The 16,398-nt window shown below is 61.2% G+C and carries 15 protein-coding genes; 12 read left to right on the top strand and 3 right to left on the bottom strand.

Annotated elements, in window-relative coordinates:
• Nucleotides 1–88 precede the first annotated feature (88 nt).
• Genes CHB97_RS23170 through CHB97_RS23115 form a run of 12 tightly spaced genes read left to right on the top strand, consistent with a single transcriptional unit; the run spans nt 89 to nt 9,966 of the window.
• Nucleotides 89–487, top strand: a complete 399-nt coding sequence (locus tag CHB97_RS23170) for a CopG family transcriptional regulator (RefSeq protein ID WP_089290442.1) — start codon at nt 89–91, stop codon at nt 485–487.
• On the top strand, nt 484–1,452 hold the full coding sequence (gene trbB, locus CHB97_RS23165; protein ID WP_089290441.1) for a P-type conjugative transfer ATPase TrbB: 969 nt from the start codon (nt 484–486) through the stop codon (nt 1,450–1,452). The genes CHB97_RS23170 and trbB overlap by 4 nt, the downstream gene beginning before the upstream one ends.
• 12 nt (nt 1,453–1,464) lie before the next feature.
• Complete coding sequence (locus tag CHB97_RS23160) at nt 1,465–1,788, top strand: TrbC/VirB2 family protein (protein ID WP_089290440.1); 324 nt, start codon at nt 1,465–1,467, stop codon at nt 1,786–1,788.
• Nucleotides 1,785–2,048: a VirB3 family type IV secretion system protein gene (locus tag CHB97_RS23155; protein WP_089290439.1), complete on the top strand. Its 264-nt coding sequence runs from the start codon at nt 1,785–1,787 to the stop codon at nt 2,046–2,048. Before CHB97_RS23160 ends, CHB97_RS23155 begins: the two co-directional genes overlap by 4 nt.
• Entirely contained in the window at nt 2,042–4,453 is a 2,412-nt protein-coding gene (gene trbE / locus CHB97_RS23150; RefSeq protein WP_089290438.1) for a conjugal transfer protein TrbE, read from the top strand. Before CHB97_RS23155 ends, trbE begins: the two co-directional genes overlap by 7 nt.
• Nucleotides 4,454–4,465: 12 nt before the next feature.
• A complete protein-coding gene (gene trbJ, locus CHB97_RS23145) occupies nt 4,466–5,161 on the top strand; it encodes a P-type conjugative transfer protein TrbJ (RefSeq protein ID WP_089290437.1) in 696 nt (231 codons plus the stop codon).
• Between the two features lie 11 nt (nt 5,162–5,172).
• Nucleotides 5,173–6,483, top strand: coding sequence for a P-type conjugative transfer protein TrbL (trbL, locus tag CHB97_RS23140; RefSeq protein WP_089290436.1), 1,311 nt, complete (start codon nt 5,173–5,175; stop codon nt 6,481–6,483).
• Nucleotides 6,484–6,485: 2 nt separating this feature from the next.
• On the top strand, nt 6,486–7,193 hold the full coding sequence (gene trbF, locus CHB97_RS23135) for a conjugal transfer protein TrbF (RefSeq protein WP_089290435.1): 708 nt from the start codon (nt 6,486–6,488) through the stop codon (nt 7,191–7,193).
• Nucleotides 7,190–8,170: a P-type conjugative transfer protein TrbG gene (gene trbG, locus CHB97_RS23130; RefSeq protein WP_089290434.1), complete on the top strand. Its 981-nt coding sequence runs from the start codon at nt 7,190–7,192 to the stop codon at nt 8,168–8,170. The genes trbF and trbG overlap by 4 nt, the downstream gene beginning before the upstream one ends.
• Complete coding sequence (locus tag CHB97_RS23125; protein ID WP_089290433.1) at nt 8,167–9,345, top strand: TrbI/VirB10 family protein; 1,179 nt, start codon at nt 8,167–8,169, stop codon at nt 9,343–9,345. Before trbG ends, CHB97_RS23125 begins: the two co-directional genes overlap by 4 nt.
• Nucleotides 9,346–9,348: 3 nt before the next feature.
• Nucleotides 9,349–9,645: a DUF2274 domain-containing protein gene (locus CHB97_RS23120; RefSeq protein WP_143271155.1), complete on the top strand. Its 297-nt coding sequence runs from the start codon at nt 9,349–9,351 to the stop codon at nt 9,643–9,645.
• A 3-nt stretch (nt 9,646–9,648) separates the two neighbouring features.
• Nucleotides 9,649–9,966, top strand: a complete 318-nt coding sequence (locus tag CHB97_RS23115) for a DUF736 family protein (RefSeq protein WP_089290432.1) — start codon at nt 9,649–9,651, stop codon at nt 9,964–9,966.
• A gap of 310 nt (nt 9,967–10,276) precedes the next feature.
• On the opposite strand, the gene CHB97_RS23110 is transcribed toward CHB97_RS23115, so the two are convergent.
• From CHB97_RS23110 to CHB97_RS26205, 3 genes are read right to left on the bottom strand one after another with little or no spacing between them, the layout of a single operon-like run.
• Nucleotides 10,277–12,460 carry an Hsp70 family protein gene (locus CHB97_RS23110; RefSeq protein WP_089290431.1) on the bottom strand — a complete coding sequence of 728 codons (2,184 nt, stop codon included), beginning with the start codon at nt 12,458–12,460 and terminating at the stop codon, nt 10,277–10,279.
• Nucleotides 12,461–12,518: 58 nt separating this feature from the next.
• Nucleotides 12,519–15,695, bottom strand: a complete 3,177-nt coding sequence (locus CHB97_RS23105; protein ID WP_143271153.1) for a right-handed parallel beta-helix repeat-containing protein — start codon at nt 15,693–15,695, stop codon at nt 12,519–12,521.
• A gap of 50 nt (nt 15,696–15,745) precedes the next feature.
• Complete coding sequence (locus CHB97_RS26205) at nt 15,746–16,246, bottom strand: hypothetical protein (RefSeq protein ID WP_143271151.1); 501 nt, start codon at nt 16,244–16,246, stop codon at nt 15,746–15,748.
• Between the last annotated feature and the right edge of the window lie 152 nt (nt 16,247–16,398).

The raw sequence follows: 16,398 nt of genomic DNA, 5'->3' as shown, positions 1-16,398 counted from the left end.
TCGCGCAAGGGCGTAGGTAACGGCCATAAGAGATTTCGCCGCTCTGTCCCACGCTTGGCACCAACATTTCTGCTGTTGGAGCCGGGCCATGAAACCCCGCCATCACCTTTACCTCGATGATGAATTGTCGACCCAGTTGGAGGCTCTGGCCGCCAAGCCGGGTACGACCAAATCCGCCATCGTGTCCGATGCGCTGCGCCAATATCTGACCCGGCGGGGGGCCAGTGGCATCGAGGAGGCCCTGCGCATCCGGCTGGACCGGCAGGGGCGGCAGTTGGAGCGGATCGAACGGGATGTGCAGGTGCTGCTGGAAAGCCTGGCGCTCTATGTCCGCTATCAACTGACCGTTACGGCCCCGGTTCCTGAACCCGACCGGGCCGCCCACGCCGTGGGCAAGGAGCGGTTCCAGAAATTCATTGATCAGGTGGGCCGCCAGATGGCCGCGCCCACCCGCACCCTGTCCGCCAGCCGGGAGGGCGCAGCATGAGCCCCCGGCGCGAGGCGGACGAACGCCGCCATTCCATGCTGCGCACGGCCCTGGGGCCGGATATCGCCGCCGCCCTGGATGATCCGACCGTGACCGAGGTGATGGTCAATCCCGACGGGATGCTGCGGCTGGAAAGAGCCGGGCAGGGCATTGCCGCCACCGGCATGCAGGTGCCGCCCGAGGAGGTCGAAAGGCTGATCCGGCTGGTGGCATCGCATGTCGGTGCTGAAACCCATGCCGACCGGCCCATCCTGTCGGCGGAGCTGCCGACGGGCGAGCGGTTCGAGGGCTTGCTGCCCCCCGTAGTGACCGCACCCTGCTTTGTCATCCGCAAACCGGCGGCGCGTATTCTGACCCTGGTCGACTATGTCAGCGACGGCATCCTGTCGCCGTTGCAGGCCGATGCCCTCCGCCGGGCTGTGCGGGCGCGCCGCAACATCCTGGTGGCGGGCGGCACCGCCTCCGGCAAGACCACGCTGACCAATGCCCTGCTGGCCGAACTGGCCGAGACCTCCGAACGGCTGGTCCTGATTGAGGATACGCGCGAACTGCAATGTGCCGCCCCGGACTGTGTCGCCCTGCGCACGCGGTCGGGCGTGGTCAGCTTGCGCGATCTGGTTCGCTCCACCCTGCGGCTGCGGCCCGACCGGATCATCGTGGGGGAGGTCCGGGGCGGGGAGGCGCTCGACCTGCTCAAGGCCTGGAACACCGGCCATCCCGGCGGCATCGCCACCCTGCATGCCAATTCCGCCCAGGCCGCCCTCTACCGGTTGGAACAGTTGGCGCAGGAGGCGGTGGTCACCGTGCCCCGACGTCTGATCGCCGAGGCGGTGGACCTGATCGTCCATATCCAGTCCCGCGGTGGACAGCGCCGAGTCGATGCCATCGCCCGCACCGATGGGCTCGACGCCCATGGCGATTACCGGATCGTCACTTTGGGTCCGGCCGACCTTCAACAGCTTTGACAGGAGATCATCATGCGACAGTTCCGCGTGTCCCGTCTGCGTTCCCTGGCCTTTGCCGGCATGGCCCTGCTGCTGGCAGCACCGGCCTACGCTGCCGGCTCTGGCATGCCCTGGGAGGATCCCCTCCAGCGCATCCTGGATTCCGTCCAGGGCCCCGTCGCCAAGATCGTGGCGGTAATCATCATCATCACCACCGGCCTGACTCTGGCTTTCGGGGAAACGTCGGGCGGCTTCCGGCGGATGATCCAGATCGTCTTCGGGCTGTCGGTGGCCTTTGCTGCCTCCAGCTTCTTCCTGTCCTTCTTCTCCTTTGGCGGTGGGGCGCTGCTGCCATGAAAGACCTGCCCGAAGGCTTTACCGTGCCGCTGCACCGGGCGCTGACCGAGCCGATCCGGCTCGGCGGTGCCCCGCGCGCGCTGGCCATCCTCAATGGCACCATCGCCGCGGCCATTGGTCTGGGGCTTCAGCAATGGCTGGCGGGTCTGTTGTTGGCGCTCGGCGGGCACAGCTTGGCCGTACTGGTCAGCCGGCGTGATCCCCACATCGCCGCCATCCTGGCCCGCCACCTGCGTCAGGCGGGAGGCTGGTCATGCTGAACCTGCGCGAATATCGCCCCCGGCCCGACCGGCTGGCCGATCATCTGCCTTGGGCCGCCCTGGTCGCCCCCGGTACAGTCTTGAACAAGGATGGCAGCTTCCAGCGCACCCTGCGCTATCGCGGGCCTGACCTGGATTCCGCCACCGAGGCGGAACTGGTCGCGCTGTCGGCGCGCACCAACAATGCCCTGCGACGGCTGGGATCGGGCTGGGCGTTGTTCTTTGAGGCCGAACGGGTGCCGGCGTCAGACTATCCCGACAGTACCTTCCCCGATGTTGCGTCCTGGCTGGTGGATCAGGAACGCCGGGCCGGATTTGAACGGGCGGGCAGCCATTATGAGAGCGTCTACCATCTGACCGTCCTCTATCTGCCGCCGCCAGACAGTCAGGCCCGTGCCAGCAATGCTTTGCTGGATGGCGGGCAGGTCACGGGTGGCCGTCGCGACTGGCGGCGGGAACTGGATCAGTTCCAGCAGGAATTCTTCCGGCTGGCGGGGCTGCTGCAAACCATCCTGCCCGAACAGCATGATCTGGATGATGCCGAGACCCTGACCTATCTGCATGGCTGTATCTCCACCCGGCGGCATCCTGTCGCCGTGCCGGAGGTGCCGCTGTACCTGGACGGGGTGCTGGTCGATACACCGCTATTGGGCGGGCTGGAGCCGATGCTGGGCGACCGGCATCTCCGCGTCCTGTCGGTGCTGGGCTTTCCCAACCAGACAAGCCCTGGCCTGCTGGATGGGCTGAACCATATGAATTTCCCCTATCGCTGGGTCACCCGCTGGATCCCGCTCGACAAGGAGCAGGCCACCCGCGCCCTGAACCGGTTGCGCCGCCACTGGTTCGCCAAGCGCAAATCCATCGGTGCCCTGTTACGCGAGGTGATGACCAATGAGCCCTCGACCCTGTTGGACAGTGATGCCGACAATAAGGCGATGGATGTTGATGCGGCGCTGCAATCGCTTGGGGCCGACCATGTCGCCTATGGTCACCTGACCGCCAGTGTCACGGTCTGGGATACAGACACGCAGGGGGCAGACGACAAGCTGGCCGCTGTCGAGCGGGTGCTGACAGGGCTTGGCTTTACCGTCATTCCCGAGCGGATCAATGCCGTGGAAGCCTGGTTGGGCAGCCTACCCGGCCATGTCTATGCCAATGTCCGCCAGCCGCTTGTTCACAGTCTGAACCTTGTCCATCTGATGCCGCTGTCGGCGACATGGGCAGGGCCTGCCCGCAATGGGCACCTGGATGGTCCGCCTTTGTTCCAGGCAGAGACCAGCGGGGCGACACTGTTCCGCTTTTCCACCCATGTCGGCGATGTCGGCCATATGCTGGTGGTGGGTCCGACGGGTGCCGGCAAATCGGTGCTGCTGTCTCTGATGGCGATGCAGTTCCGCCGCTATCCCGGTGCCCAGGTCTATATCTTCGACAAAGGCAACTCCGCCCGAGCCGCTACCCTGGCTATGGGTGGTCGCCACCATGCGCTAGGCCAGACGGGCGATTTGTCCTTCCAGCCTCTGCGCCGCATCGACGATCCCGACCAGCGGGCCTGGGCCGCAGATTGGATTGTTGGCTTGCTGGAGCATGAGCAGGTCGCCATCACGCCGGAGATCAAGGACCTCGTCTGGTCAGCGTTGAATAGTTTGGCCGGGGCACCGCCAGAGCAGCGCACGCTGACCGGTCTGTCCCTGCTGCTGCAATCCAACCCGCTGAAGGCCGCCCTTCAGCCCTACACGCTTGAAGGGCCGCACGGCGCCTTGCTGGACGCCGCATCGGATGGCTTGGACTTGGCCGCCGTGCAGTGTTTCGAGATGGAGGCGCTGCTGCACCGGACAGGGGCAGTGCTGCCGGTCCTGGCCTATCTTTTCCATCGGCTGGAGGAACGCTTCACGGGCGCGCCCACCCTGCTGATCCTGGATGAGGCTTGGGTCTATCTCGACAATCCCGCCTTTGCCGCCCGTATCCGGGAATGGCTGAAGGTCCTGCGTAAGCGCAACGTGGCGGTGCTGTTCGCAACCCAGTCGCTTGCCGACATTGCCGGGAGTAGCATTGCCCCGGCCCTGATCGAAAGCTGCCCGCAGCGCGTCTTCCTGCCCAATGATCGCGCCATCGAACCGCAGGCCAGGGCTGTCTATGCCGCCTTCGGGCTCAACGACCGCCAGATCAGCCTCATCGCCCAGGCCACGCCCAAGCGGGACTATTACCTGCAATCCAGGCGTGGCAACCGGCTATTCCAACTGGGGCTGGGGCCCGTGGTCAAGGCCTTTTGCGCCGCGTCGGACCCGGCGTCGCAGGCGCTGATCGACAAGGTTCTGGCCGAGGCCGGGCAGGGTGGTTTTGCCGCGCGCTGGCTGCGCGCCAAAGGCTTGGATTGGGCCGCCGACCTTCTGCACCGCTATCCCTGAGGAGACCCGACAATGAACACCAAGCTGTTCGCGGCCCTGGTGGCCGTCACCCTGATCATAAGCAGGGCGGATGCCTTCACCGTCTATGACCCTGCCAACCATGCCCAGAATGTGCTTCAGGCTGCCCGGGCCCTGGAGCAGATCAACAACCAGATACGGACCCTGCAAAATCAGGCCACCATGTTGCTGAACATGGCCCGGCAGCTCCAGCGGCTGGAATACTCGTCGCTGGGTCAGATCACCAGCGCCCTGAACCGGATCGACGGGCTGATGATCCAGGCTGACAGTATCGGCTTTGACCTTGCTGGTAGTGATGCCGCCTGGCAGCGCACCTATCCCGGTACCTACCGCGAGGCCGATGCTGCCAGCCTGGACCGGCAGGCCGACATCCAATGGCACAGCGCCAGGGCCGCCTATCAGCAGACCATGCGGGTTCAGTCCGGCATCGTCACGGCGATCCAGGCCGATGCATCCCTGCTGGCCGATCTCGTCAACCGCAGCCAGGGGGCCGATGGCAGCTTGCAGGCCCAGCAGGCGGGCAACCAGCTCCTCGCCCTGTCCATCAAGCAGCAGATGCAACTGCAAAGCCTGATGGCCGCCCAATACCGTGCCGATGCCGAAACCCAGGCCGCCATTGCCGAGGCCAATGCCATGGCGCGGGAACGCACCCGGCAGTTCCTGGGCGATGGCCGCGCCTATAGCCGCTGAGGGAAACCATCATGGGCGACCTCGGCATCATTGACCGGTTCACGGAAACCTTCATCCTCTATATCGACAGCGGCTTCGGGCTGCTGTCGGGGGACGTCGCCTACCTGACGGCTACCCTGATCACCATCGACATGGTGCTGGCCGGATTGTTCTGGGCGATGGATAGCCATCACGACGTGATGCCGCGCCTGATCCGTAAGGTGCTTTATGTCGGCTTCTTCGCGCTGGTGTTGGGTAATTTCCAGGCGCTGTCGGAGGCTGTTTACAGCTCCTTTGCGCAGCTGGGGTTGCGGGCGGGGAATTCCGGTCTGTCGGCCAGTGACCTGCTGCATCCGGGACAGTTGGCCGCCGTAGGGTTTCAGGCGGCGCATCCGCTGCTGGATCAAGCATGCACCATGCTGGGTTTTCCTGACATCTTCGGCAATGCCCTGAACCTGACCATCCTGGTTCTGGCCTGGTTCTTCGTGGTGATCGCCTTCTTTATCCTGGCGGTGCAGCTCTTTATCACTTTGGTCGAATTCAAGCTGACGTCGCTGGCCGGGTTCGTCCTGGTTCCTTTTGCCCTGTGGAGCAAGACCGCCTTCCTGGCCGAGCGGGTGCTTGGCCATGTCATCTCCTCTGGCATTAAGATCATGGTGCTGGCCGTGATTGTTGGCATCGGCTCCAGTTTCTTTCGAGAATTCACCGAAGCGCTGAATGGCAAGGTCCCAGGCATCAATGAAGCGATGACCATGGTGCTGGCATCCCTGGCGCTGCTGGGGCTGGGCATCTTCGGTCCCGGCATCGCCGCTGGGCTGGTGTCTGGTTCACCCCAACTCGGCGCGGGTGCTGCACTTGGGACCGCCGGGGCCGCCGCTGGAACGGTTTTGCTGGCCGGCGGTGCCGCTGTCGCCGGTGCTCGACTGGCCGGTGGAGCTGGCTTGGCGGCCGTCCGTGCGGGTGCCAGCTTGGGCGGTGCCGCTACAGGTGCCTACCAGTCTGCGCAGGCCGCTGGACAGTCGGGCGTGGGCGGTATGGCCCGTGCCGCCGGAGAGGCCACCCTGCGGAAGGCCAAGGAGGCTGGTCATCGCATCACCGAACCGCTGCGGGAAGCCTTTCAGTCCGGTCGCCAGTCCACCAACCCCGACCCTTCGCCTGACACAGGCGGGGAGGGGGTAGGTGCTGCACCGCCTGCTGCCGCTGACAACGCTCCTGCTTGGGCGCGCAGGCTGCGCGCTGAACAGGCCGCGCGCGCCCGCCGCCACAGCACCGAACAGGCCATCAAGGAAGGGGATCGGTCCGGCGGCGGTGCCGCCCCGTCCCTCGATCAGAAGGATGACTGACCATGTTCAAACGCACCCTGCAACGTTACGGCACCACGCCGGACCCCGTGACGCCCTATCAGAAGGCGGCCCAACTCTGGGACGAGCGGATTGGCAGCGCCCGTGTCCAGGCCCGGAACTGGCGGCTGATGGCTTTCGGGTGCTTGGGGCTGGCCGTTGGGCTGGCGGGCATCGTGGTCTGGCAATCGGGCCAAAGCCGGATCATTCCCTATGTGGTGGAGATCGACCGGCTGGGCGAGGCCCGTGCCGTGGCACCAGCGACCAGCGCCTACCAGCCTACCGACACCCAGGTCGCCTATTATCTGGGGCGCTTCATCAGCAATGTCCGGTCACTCTCCACCGATCCCGTGCTGGTGCGACAGAACTGGTTGTCTGCCTATGATTTTGTGGCCGACCGCGCGGCTCTGTTCCTCAACGAACAGGCCAAGATCAATGATCCCTTCAGCCAGATCGGCACCAACAGCGTCACGGTGCAGGTGACCAGCATCGTCCGCGCGTCTGACCAATCCTTCCAGGTGAAATGGACTGAGCAGCATTTCGAGCGCGGCAGTCTGGTCCGCACTGACCGCTGGACCTCGATCCTGGCGGTCAGCCTGCGGCCCCCCAGCACACCGGAAGCCCTGGCCCGTAACCCTTTGGGTGTCACCATCAGCGCCATTGACTGGTCGCGGGAGTTCGACACCCAACTATCCCCGAGGAACACGCCATGACCAAGCTGATCCTGTCGGTCCTGATGGCCGGGATACTCTCCGCCTGCGCCGGCCAACCCAAACAGCAGCCCGTCATCGCCTATGACAGCAGCAATTTCCAGGCTGCAACGGTTGAACCCGAGGCTCCCCTGCCGGTCCAAATCGTTGAGAAACCCATCCCCTTGCCACTGCCCGGTCAGTTGCAGCCGTTGCCGCCACCGGCCACGGGGGTCACTCCCGACAATCGCCTTCCGACCCAGCGCGTCACGGACGCCAACAAGGCGGCCACCTTGGAGCCCACGCGCAGCGGCTATCTCAACGCCATGCAGGTCTATCCCTATACCGAGGGGGCGCTGTATCGGCTCTATGCCGCCCCGGAACGGGTGACCGACATCGCCCTACAGCCGGGCGAGGCCCTGGTGGCCGTTTCCGCCGGTGACACGGTGCGCTGGGTCATCGGCGACACCAGCAGCGGGGCAGGGGACACCAGCCGTGTGCATGTGCTGGTGAAACCGGTTGCTGCCAGCCTCACCACCAACCTGGTCATCACCACCGACCGCCGCGCCTATCATCTGCTGCTGGAAAGCACTCCACAGACAGCCATGGCCTCGCTGTCCTGGACTTACCCGCAGGACCAGTTGTTGGCGCTGCAACGCCGCAACAGTCAGGCAGCGCCAACGCAGCCGGTCGCCACCGGCCTGTCGCTGGAGAACCTGCATTTCCGTTACGCCATCACCGGTGACAATCCGCCCTGGCGTCCGCAGCGGGTCTTTGACGATGGGGCCAAGGTCTATATCGAGTTCCCCAGCCGCCTGGACCAAGGCGAAGCCCCGCCACTGTTTGTCATCGGCGCCCAGGGTGAGGCGCAGTTGGTGAACTACTGCGTGCGGGGACGCCATTATATCGTGGACCGGCTGTTCGCTGCGGCGGAATTGCGTCTGGGCAGTGAGCCGCAGCAAGTGGTGCGCATCGAACGCACGGAAGGGAGGCCCTCATGACCACGGCGCCTTTCGAGACCAAGCAGCCGCCGGAAAAGCTGGAACTGCGGGCAGCCCCGCGCCGGGCTCTGCGCCTGCGGCGGGGGGTGATCATTGGCGGCAGCGGCATCGCCGCCGGTGCCATCCTGACGCTGACGATGCTGTCGCTCCAGAGCCCGTCCGGTAAACGCGACGCCGAGCGCCAGGAACTGGCCCAGCCGGCTAAACCACCGGCACCGGAAGCGCTGGCCGGATTGCCCACCGACTATAGTCAGGTCAAGCCCGATACGCCGCTGCTGGGGCCACCACTGCCCGGTGATCTGGGCCGCCCCATCCTGGAACAGCAGCGTCGACAGGCGAGCAGCACGCCATGGTCACCCACTGGTTCCACCAATCAGCCAAGCCCGGAGCAGGTCCAGATCAACCAGGCGCGTCAATCCGGTCTGTTCATCCGCACAGAACCGAAAACAGGGCCAGCCATTCCAGAAAGTCGGAATGTGGCGGTTCCTGGGGCTCCGGTCTCCGTTGCTGAAACTGCCACACCCGATGAGCCTCAGCGCAAGATGGACTTCCTGGCCCGTCCCGACGCGGGCGGGATCTATAACCCCTACGCCGAACAGCAACCTGCGTCCGACTATCAAATTATGGCGGGAAGCATCATCGCGGCGGCCCTGGTAACGGGGCTCAATTCCGACCTGCCGGGCACCGCGACGGCCCAGGTGACGGAGAATGTCTATGACACTGTCACCGGCCAGATCCTGCTGATCCCCCAGGGCACACGTCTGATTGGCACCTATGACAGCCGAGTCATCTTTGGGCAGGAGCGTGCGTTGCTGGTATGGCAGCGTCTTATCCGCCCCGATGGCTCATCCCTGCAACTGGACAACCTGCCCGCCAGCGACACAGAGGGCCAGTCCGGCCTTACCGACGAAGTGGATTTCCACACAGGCCGCCTGCTGAAGGGCATCGCCCTGGCCACGCTGCTGGGTGTCGGTACCGAACTGACCTTTGCGCAGCAGGAGAGCGACTTGGTTCGAGCCGTCAGGGAGTCCATCCAGCAAAACGCCGACCGCGCTGGCCAGCGTCTGGTTGAGCGCAATCTCGACATCCAGCCAACCCTGACCGTCCGCCCAGGTTGGCCGATGCGCGTCATCTTGCGTCGCGACCTGATCCTGTCGCCCTACCGCGGAGGTTGACCCATGCTGAAGCTCCCCAAGCTCCCCGACCGCATCCCGGTCGAGCTGACCGTCACCCTCAATCCGGAATTGCATCAACGGCTGCAATCCTATGCTGCCCTTTACCGGGATACATACGGTACTACCGAGCCGGTGGCCGATCTGATCCCCTATATGCTGGACGCCTTCCTGGATAGCGACCGTGCTTATGCAAAAGCCCAGAAGGAAGACCGTCCTTCTGGACCGGACCCTGTTGGCGGTCGGAAACGCCAGCGTGTGGCTATGGCATCTGGTCGACAGCCCGGCGAGCCGGAGGACTGAGCCATGGCCACCATTGGCAGATTCACGCAATCCAAGGATGGCGGTTGGACCGGAACCATCCGCACCCTGACCATCAATGCGAAGGTACGTCTGGTTCCCAACGACGGTCGCGACAATCCCTCCGCACCGGCCTACCGCTTGTTACTCGGCCACCATCACATCGGGGATGCCTGGGAAGCCCAGACCAATGACAATGAACAGCGTCCCTATCTCCGCCTACATTTTGATGACCCGGCTTTGCCGACGCCAATCAGTGCTGCTCTTTTTCCAAGCGAAGACGGGGTGTCGGCAAAGCTGTTATGGAAGCGCATTCGCGCATAATAAAGATGCACCTATTCTGGGTGATTTATCATGTATTTGGCGCGTCCAGCACAGGATCGGGGTTCAATCCGGTGATCTGGTTTTCGGCAATGGCTGATTTCTGGCACTTCATCACATTTGATGGATTTTCATATGGTGCCTAACCGCATGTGAGCGTCGTTCAAGTCAGCCCCGTGACTCCATGACGGATAGGGGATGGGACATTCTTTGGTGCCGATCTTTTTGGGCAACAGTTCCTTGATCACCACGTTGAATGTACTGTGGAAGGCTTTGCTATCGAAGGAGGCAAAACAGCAAAACCAACGCTCCCTCACGGGAGCGTTTTGGCGAGGCGGAACCCCATAGTGTTGATGCGAAAGTCGGGGGCGTTCGCGTTGCGCTCGGCCGAGCGCAGGGCCCCGGGATAGTCGCCGCAGGAACCGCCCCGGTAGACGCGGACGCAGGAATTACTTCCTTCAACCGCACTGCCATCCCGAGGGGCGTCCTGATAAGTATCCTTCCAACAATCCTGGCACCATTCGCAGACATTTCCATGAGTCTGGTACAAGCCAAATGGATTCGGAGCGAATTCCCGAACTGGAACAGTTTTCGGCTTAAAATAGTGTACGATATCATATGCATATGGCTTTAATATATGAAATAAAAAGTCTCCAGTACTGACTTTTATGCCTTGAACTCCATATTGAAAGGATTCACGGTTGGTTTTTCCATCAAGGTCAGTTCTTCTCGGATCTAGGAAGCCGCTTGAGGGTGCGCTTACCTCTAGGGTGATCTTGTCGGTTTCCAGTTCAACAAGCGGCTCGTCAGGGGCCACAATATCATAGGGGCGCCGCAGCCACTTGTTTATGGTGAATGTCGCTGAAGCGCCATTTAGATCGGGTACTTTGATTTCCGTGCGAAAAATATAATTTGCCTGATCCGCTGTAATCGACTTTCCCCACCAGAACGGCGTGTCTGTTCCGCCACGACAGCCATATTCCCATTCCGCCTCGGTGGGCAGGCGATAGCAATCCGCACGCCCCGTCAGTCCGAGACGTTCATTAAGCCAAGCAATGTAGGCCTGGGCATCATTCCACGATACATTGATCACCGGTCGGTCCCCGCGACCCCAGCCCTCGTCGGCGGGGCGATGGGCGCTCTCATCCCACACACCAGTTTCTTCACTGACATGGCGATACCAGGCATCCCATTCGTCAAAACTCACGGCACAGGTGCCCAGGGCGAAATCATAATCAATGGTTACCCGGTGTCGCGGCCCTTCACACGCGTCCCGCGCGGGCTCATCCACCGGGGAGCCCATCCAGAAACTGCCGCGGGGCAACACCACTATCTCCGGGCACCAGGGTTCATCCACCTCACGGAACACAGTTCCCGGTGGGCGTACCAGCGCCGTGGAGCTGGAAGTTGCCGGCTGATCCGGCGCCAGCCCGCCGAACCAGGCCGCGCCCAGGGCGACGGCATAATCCGCCACACCCGTTTTTAACGGTTCGATCCCCAGCGCATCCGCCACCTCTTGCTGCACCAGCGGGATGCGCGACGAGCCGCCGATCAGCAGCACGCTTTCCACCGCATGGCCCCGGCGTTCGGCTGCTTCCGCCACATTCTGGCTCAGCCGCACTGTTGCCGCGATCTTCTCCCCGATCAGTTCTTCCAACTGGCTCCGGGTCAGTTTTTGTTCAAAACGCTTACCGTCCAGGAAACCCCGTAGCGGTACCTCCACCTTCGTCGACAGCATCTCCTTTGCCCGGCGGCTGGCCTTCAATATGTGCGGGTTCAGGCCATCTTCACCGTCGAACGATTGCCCCCGTTCCGCCTGCGCCAGCCCGTCAAACCAGTCATAGATCGCCCGGTCGAAATCCTCCCCGCCGCAATACTCAATCCCCCGCGGTTCGCCGACAAGACGGTGGCTGTTGCCGTCGCGGCGCAGCACCGCCACATCAAAGGTGCCACCCCCCAGATCATAAACCAGGACCGTTTCACCCAGCCGGCTGCCCTGGTCGCGCAGGCCCGCCAGACCCGCCGCCACAGGCTCCTCCAGCAACCGTACATCGCCGAAGCCCGCCAGCGCCGCCGCCGCGCGCAACGCATCCCGCGCTGTCGGGCCAAAGCTGGCCGGGCAGGTCAGCACAACCCTGTCCGCCGGGCCGCCAAGATCACCGACCTCCGCATCATGCCGCAGCTTGCGCAGGATCGCCGCCGTCGCGTCCACTGCCGACACCCGCCGCCCATCCGGCAGGCCCCGCACAAAGTCAGCATTCCCCAGATACCGCTTCGGTGTCGGGAAAGCCCATGCCCATGCTGCCTCGTCCTCCAGCAGATCCACCGCCGGCGTCCCCACAGCTTCCGTGCCGTCTTCCCCGAAACAGACAATGGAGGGGGTTTTCTCCTCCCCCTCCAGGTTCCGAAGCACAACCGCACGACCGCTGTCCCCATCCAGCATCGCCATGCTGCTGTACGTCGTCCCAAAATCAATACCAAGGATACGCTGCGACATGGTCGGCTCCGGAAGATTCTATTCTACGTCAAAGGATTCTGACTGACTGCTATACAGTTTAGAATCGTGACCAGAAGGGCATTTTGTTTTGTCCGATTATAGCGCGAGAGGAGGCGTCCGGTGCGATGCCGGAGCCGTCACACCTCAGAATTATATTGTCTTCAATCCTTCCGCACCCATTCCTTACAATGCGGATGCCGTTGGATTCCGGGGTATCAATCCGATTCCGGCGGACAATTGGATCGCCACGCTCGAAAATGGCTATTCCGAACGTATGACTGGAATAGATGTCGTTGCCCTCGATCGTGCCCTTGCCTTGATCGCGGACAGCGATGCCAACATCTTTCCCGTCATGGATGCGGTTGTTGCGGATGACCGGGTCACCGCCTGTCATTATGTAGACCCCAGCGCGTGTATTGGCGTGGATATCATTGCCCTCGATCGTGCCCTTACCTTGGTCATCGACAGCGATGCCAGTATCTTTCCCGTCATGGATGCGGTTGTTGCGGACGACCGGGTCCCCGCCTGTACTTATGTAAATGCCGGCATTGGCATTGGCGTGGATGTCATTGCCTTCAATCGTGCCCTTGCCTTGGTCAAGGACATAGATGCCAACATCTTTCCCATCATGGATGCGGTTGTTACGGATGACCGGATCGCCGCCTGTCTTTATAAAGATTCCGGCGAGTGTATTGGCGTGGATGTCATTGCCTTCAATCGTGCCCTTGCCCTGATCGCGGACAGTGATACCAACATCTTTCCCATCATGGATGCGATTGTTGCGAATGATCGGATCGCTGCCTGTCGTTATAAATATCCCGGCAAGGGTATTGGCGTGGATGTCATTGCCCTCAATCGTACCCTTGCACTGATCGTGGACAGCGATACCGACATCTTTCCCATCATGGATGCGGTTGTTACGGATGACCGGATCGCCGCCTGTCTTTATAAAGATTCCGGCGAGTGTATTGGCGTGGATGTCATTGCCTTCAATCGTGCCCTTGCCCTGATCGCGGACAGTGATACCAACATCTTTCCCATCATGGATGCGATTGTTGCGAATGATCGGATCGCTGCCTGTCGTTATAAATATCCCGGCAAGGGTATTGGCGTGGATGTCATTGCCCTCAATCGTACCCTTGCACTGATCGTGGACAGCGATACCGACATCTTTCCCATCATGGATGCGATTGTTGCGAATGATCGGATCGCTGCCTGTCGTTATAAAGACCCCAGCGAGTGTATTGGCGTGGATGTCATTGCCCTCGACTGTGCCTTTGCCCTGATCGCGGACAGTGATACCAGTACTTTTCCCGTTATGGATGCGGTTGTTGCGGATGACTGGGTCGCCGCCTGTCTTTATAAAGATTCCGGCGAGTGTATTGGCGTGGATGTCATTGCCTTCAATCGTGCCCTTGCCCTGATCGCGGACAGTGATACCAACATCTTTCCCATCATGGATGCGATTGTTGCGAATGATCGGATCGCTGCCTGTCGTTATAAAGATCCCGGCAAGGGTATTGGCGTGGATGTCATTGCCCTCAATCGTACCCTTGCACTGATCGTGGACAGCGATACCAACATCTTTCCCATCATGGATGCGGTTGTTGCGGATAACCGGGTCACTGCCTTTTCTTATGAAGACCCCAGCGAGTGTATTGGCATGGATGTCATTGCCTTCAATGGTGCCCTTGCCTTGGTCAAGGACAGCGATGCCAGCACTTTTCCCGTCATGGATGCAGTTATTGCGAATGACCGGGTCGGCCCGGTCATGGATAAGAATCCCTGCTGCACGGGCACCGCTACTCTGAGCACTGATATCAAGGCTCTCCAATAAAGGGGAGCCGGAGCCGATATCGACGCAGGAAAAATCGCCATCGCCCCCCAACTGTCGAAGGGTCAGATTTCGGATCGACCCGGTGGGGGCCGTCCAATCTATGACGGTGGCATTTCCAGCTTCCAGGATGATGCTATCGCGATCGCCATCCCCCAGCAGATGGATCGGTACCGTTATGGTCAGCACTTCCTGATATCGCCCCGCAGTGATGCGGATTGTGGCGCCCGCCGGGGCCGCATCAAGCGCCTCTTGTATCCGACGGTACTGGCCTAGCCCCGAGCCGACCACCAGTTCCTTTGGCGCGGAGGTGGGCGGAACCGCGAAATACACCGCCCCCATCACCACTGCAAAATCGGTGGCACCCAAACGTACCGGATCAGGGAGGTTTTTCGGCTGGGTCAGCGCATCCCGTAATTGCTGCTGCACCAGCGGGATGCGCGACGACCCACCGATCAGCAGCACGCTTTCCACCGCATGGCCCCGGTGCGCCGCCGCTTCCGCCACATCCAGGCTCAGCCTTACCGTTGCTGCGATCTTCTCCCCGATCAGTTCTTCCAACTGGCTCCGGGTCAGTGTTTTCTCAAAGCGCTTTTGGTCCAGGAAACCCCGCAGCGGCACTTCCGCCTTCGTCGACAGCATCTCCTTTGCCCGGCGGCAGGCCCTCAATATGGGCGGGTTCAGGCCATCCTCATCGTCGAACGATTGCCCCCGTTCTGCCTGTACCAGCCCGTCAAACCAGTCATAGATCGCCCGGTCGAAATCCTCCCCGCCGCAATACTCAATCCCCCGCGGTTCGCCGACAAGACGGTGGCTGTTGCCGTCGCGGCGCAGCACCGCCACATCAAAGGTGCCACCTCCCAGATCATAAACCAGGACCGTCTCACCCAGCCGGCTGCCCTGGTCGCGCAGACCCGCTAGGCCCGCCGCCACAGGCTCCTCCAAAAGCTGCACATCGCCCAGACCCGCCAGCGCCGCCGCCGCGCGCAACGCATCCCGCGCTGTCGGGCCAAAGCTGGCCGGACAGGTCAGCACAACCGTATCCGCCGGGCCGCCAAGATCACCGACCTCCGCATCATGCCGCAGCTTGCGCAGGATCGCCGCTGTCGCGTCCACTGCCGTCACCCGCCGCCCATCCGGCAGGCCCCGCACAAAGTCCGCATTCCCCAGATACCGCTTCGGTGTCGGGAAAGCCCATGCCCATGCCGCCTCATCCTCCAGCAGATCCAGCGCCGGCGTTCCCACAGCTTCCGTGTCGTCTTCCCCGAAACAGACGATGGAGGGGGTTTTCTCCTCCCCCTCCAGGTTCCGAAGCAAAACCGCACGACCGCTATCCCCATCCAGCATCGCCATGCTGCTGTACGTCGTCCCAAAATCAATACCAAGGATACGTGGTGGCATGATCAACTCCGTAAGGGGGGCGGGATAAATTTCTACTATTATGAAAAATATTATTTATCTCTGCATGATAACTTCCCCGACAGAATATTTAATTCTGCATTTTCTATTGATATGTCGAGAAAACTTTTCCCGTTTTCAAGACATGAATCTGGATTTTTACTTTTATCTTCTACGCGAGCGTGGCGACAATAAAAATATTTATCCCGCCCATCTTGGCATATTTTTTTGAATTTTTCAGGGTTTTTGTAGTACGAATGGCATTCATTTCTAATGCATTCCTTAAAGTATTTATCATATTCTTGTTTCGTTGCCTTTGGTGAAAGTGTGTTCGATGCCAAGCATGATTCTAATATTAGTTCTGTTTCTGGATTGCTGGTTATAAAATAATTTGATAGAGATGATATCATTGCCTGTCTATCTTTTATGGTTTTGCAGTTCATGTTTTTATCTGAGAGATCGCTTGCCAGGGCAGGTGAGAATAACAAGAAAGTCAAAGCACAAACATAATAACTTGAGAGCGTAAAACGCTGACAAAATTTATATAGTTCCATTTTTGTCTCCATTTTTCTAACGAGGCAAAATTGCCGTAACTTCATTGATCGCTGTCATCGCCCGCCCATCCGGCAGGGTCCGCACAAAATCGGCATCACCCAGATGCTGTTTTGTTATCGGTCAAGCCCGATCTCACATCGCCTGATTATCC

Source organism: Azospirillum sp. RU38E, assembly GCF_900188385.1.
Classification (GTDB): Bacteria; Pseudomonadota; Alphaproteobacteria; order Azospirillales; family Azospirillaceae; genus Niveispirillum.
Note: the sequence above shows the minus strand (reverse complement) of the source record. Positions and strands in the feature narration are given on the sequence as shown.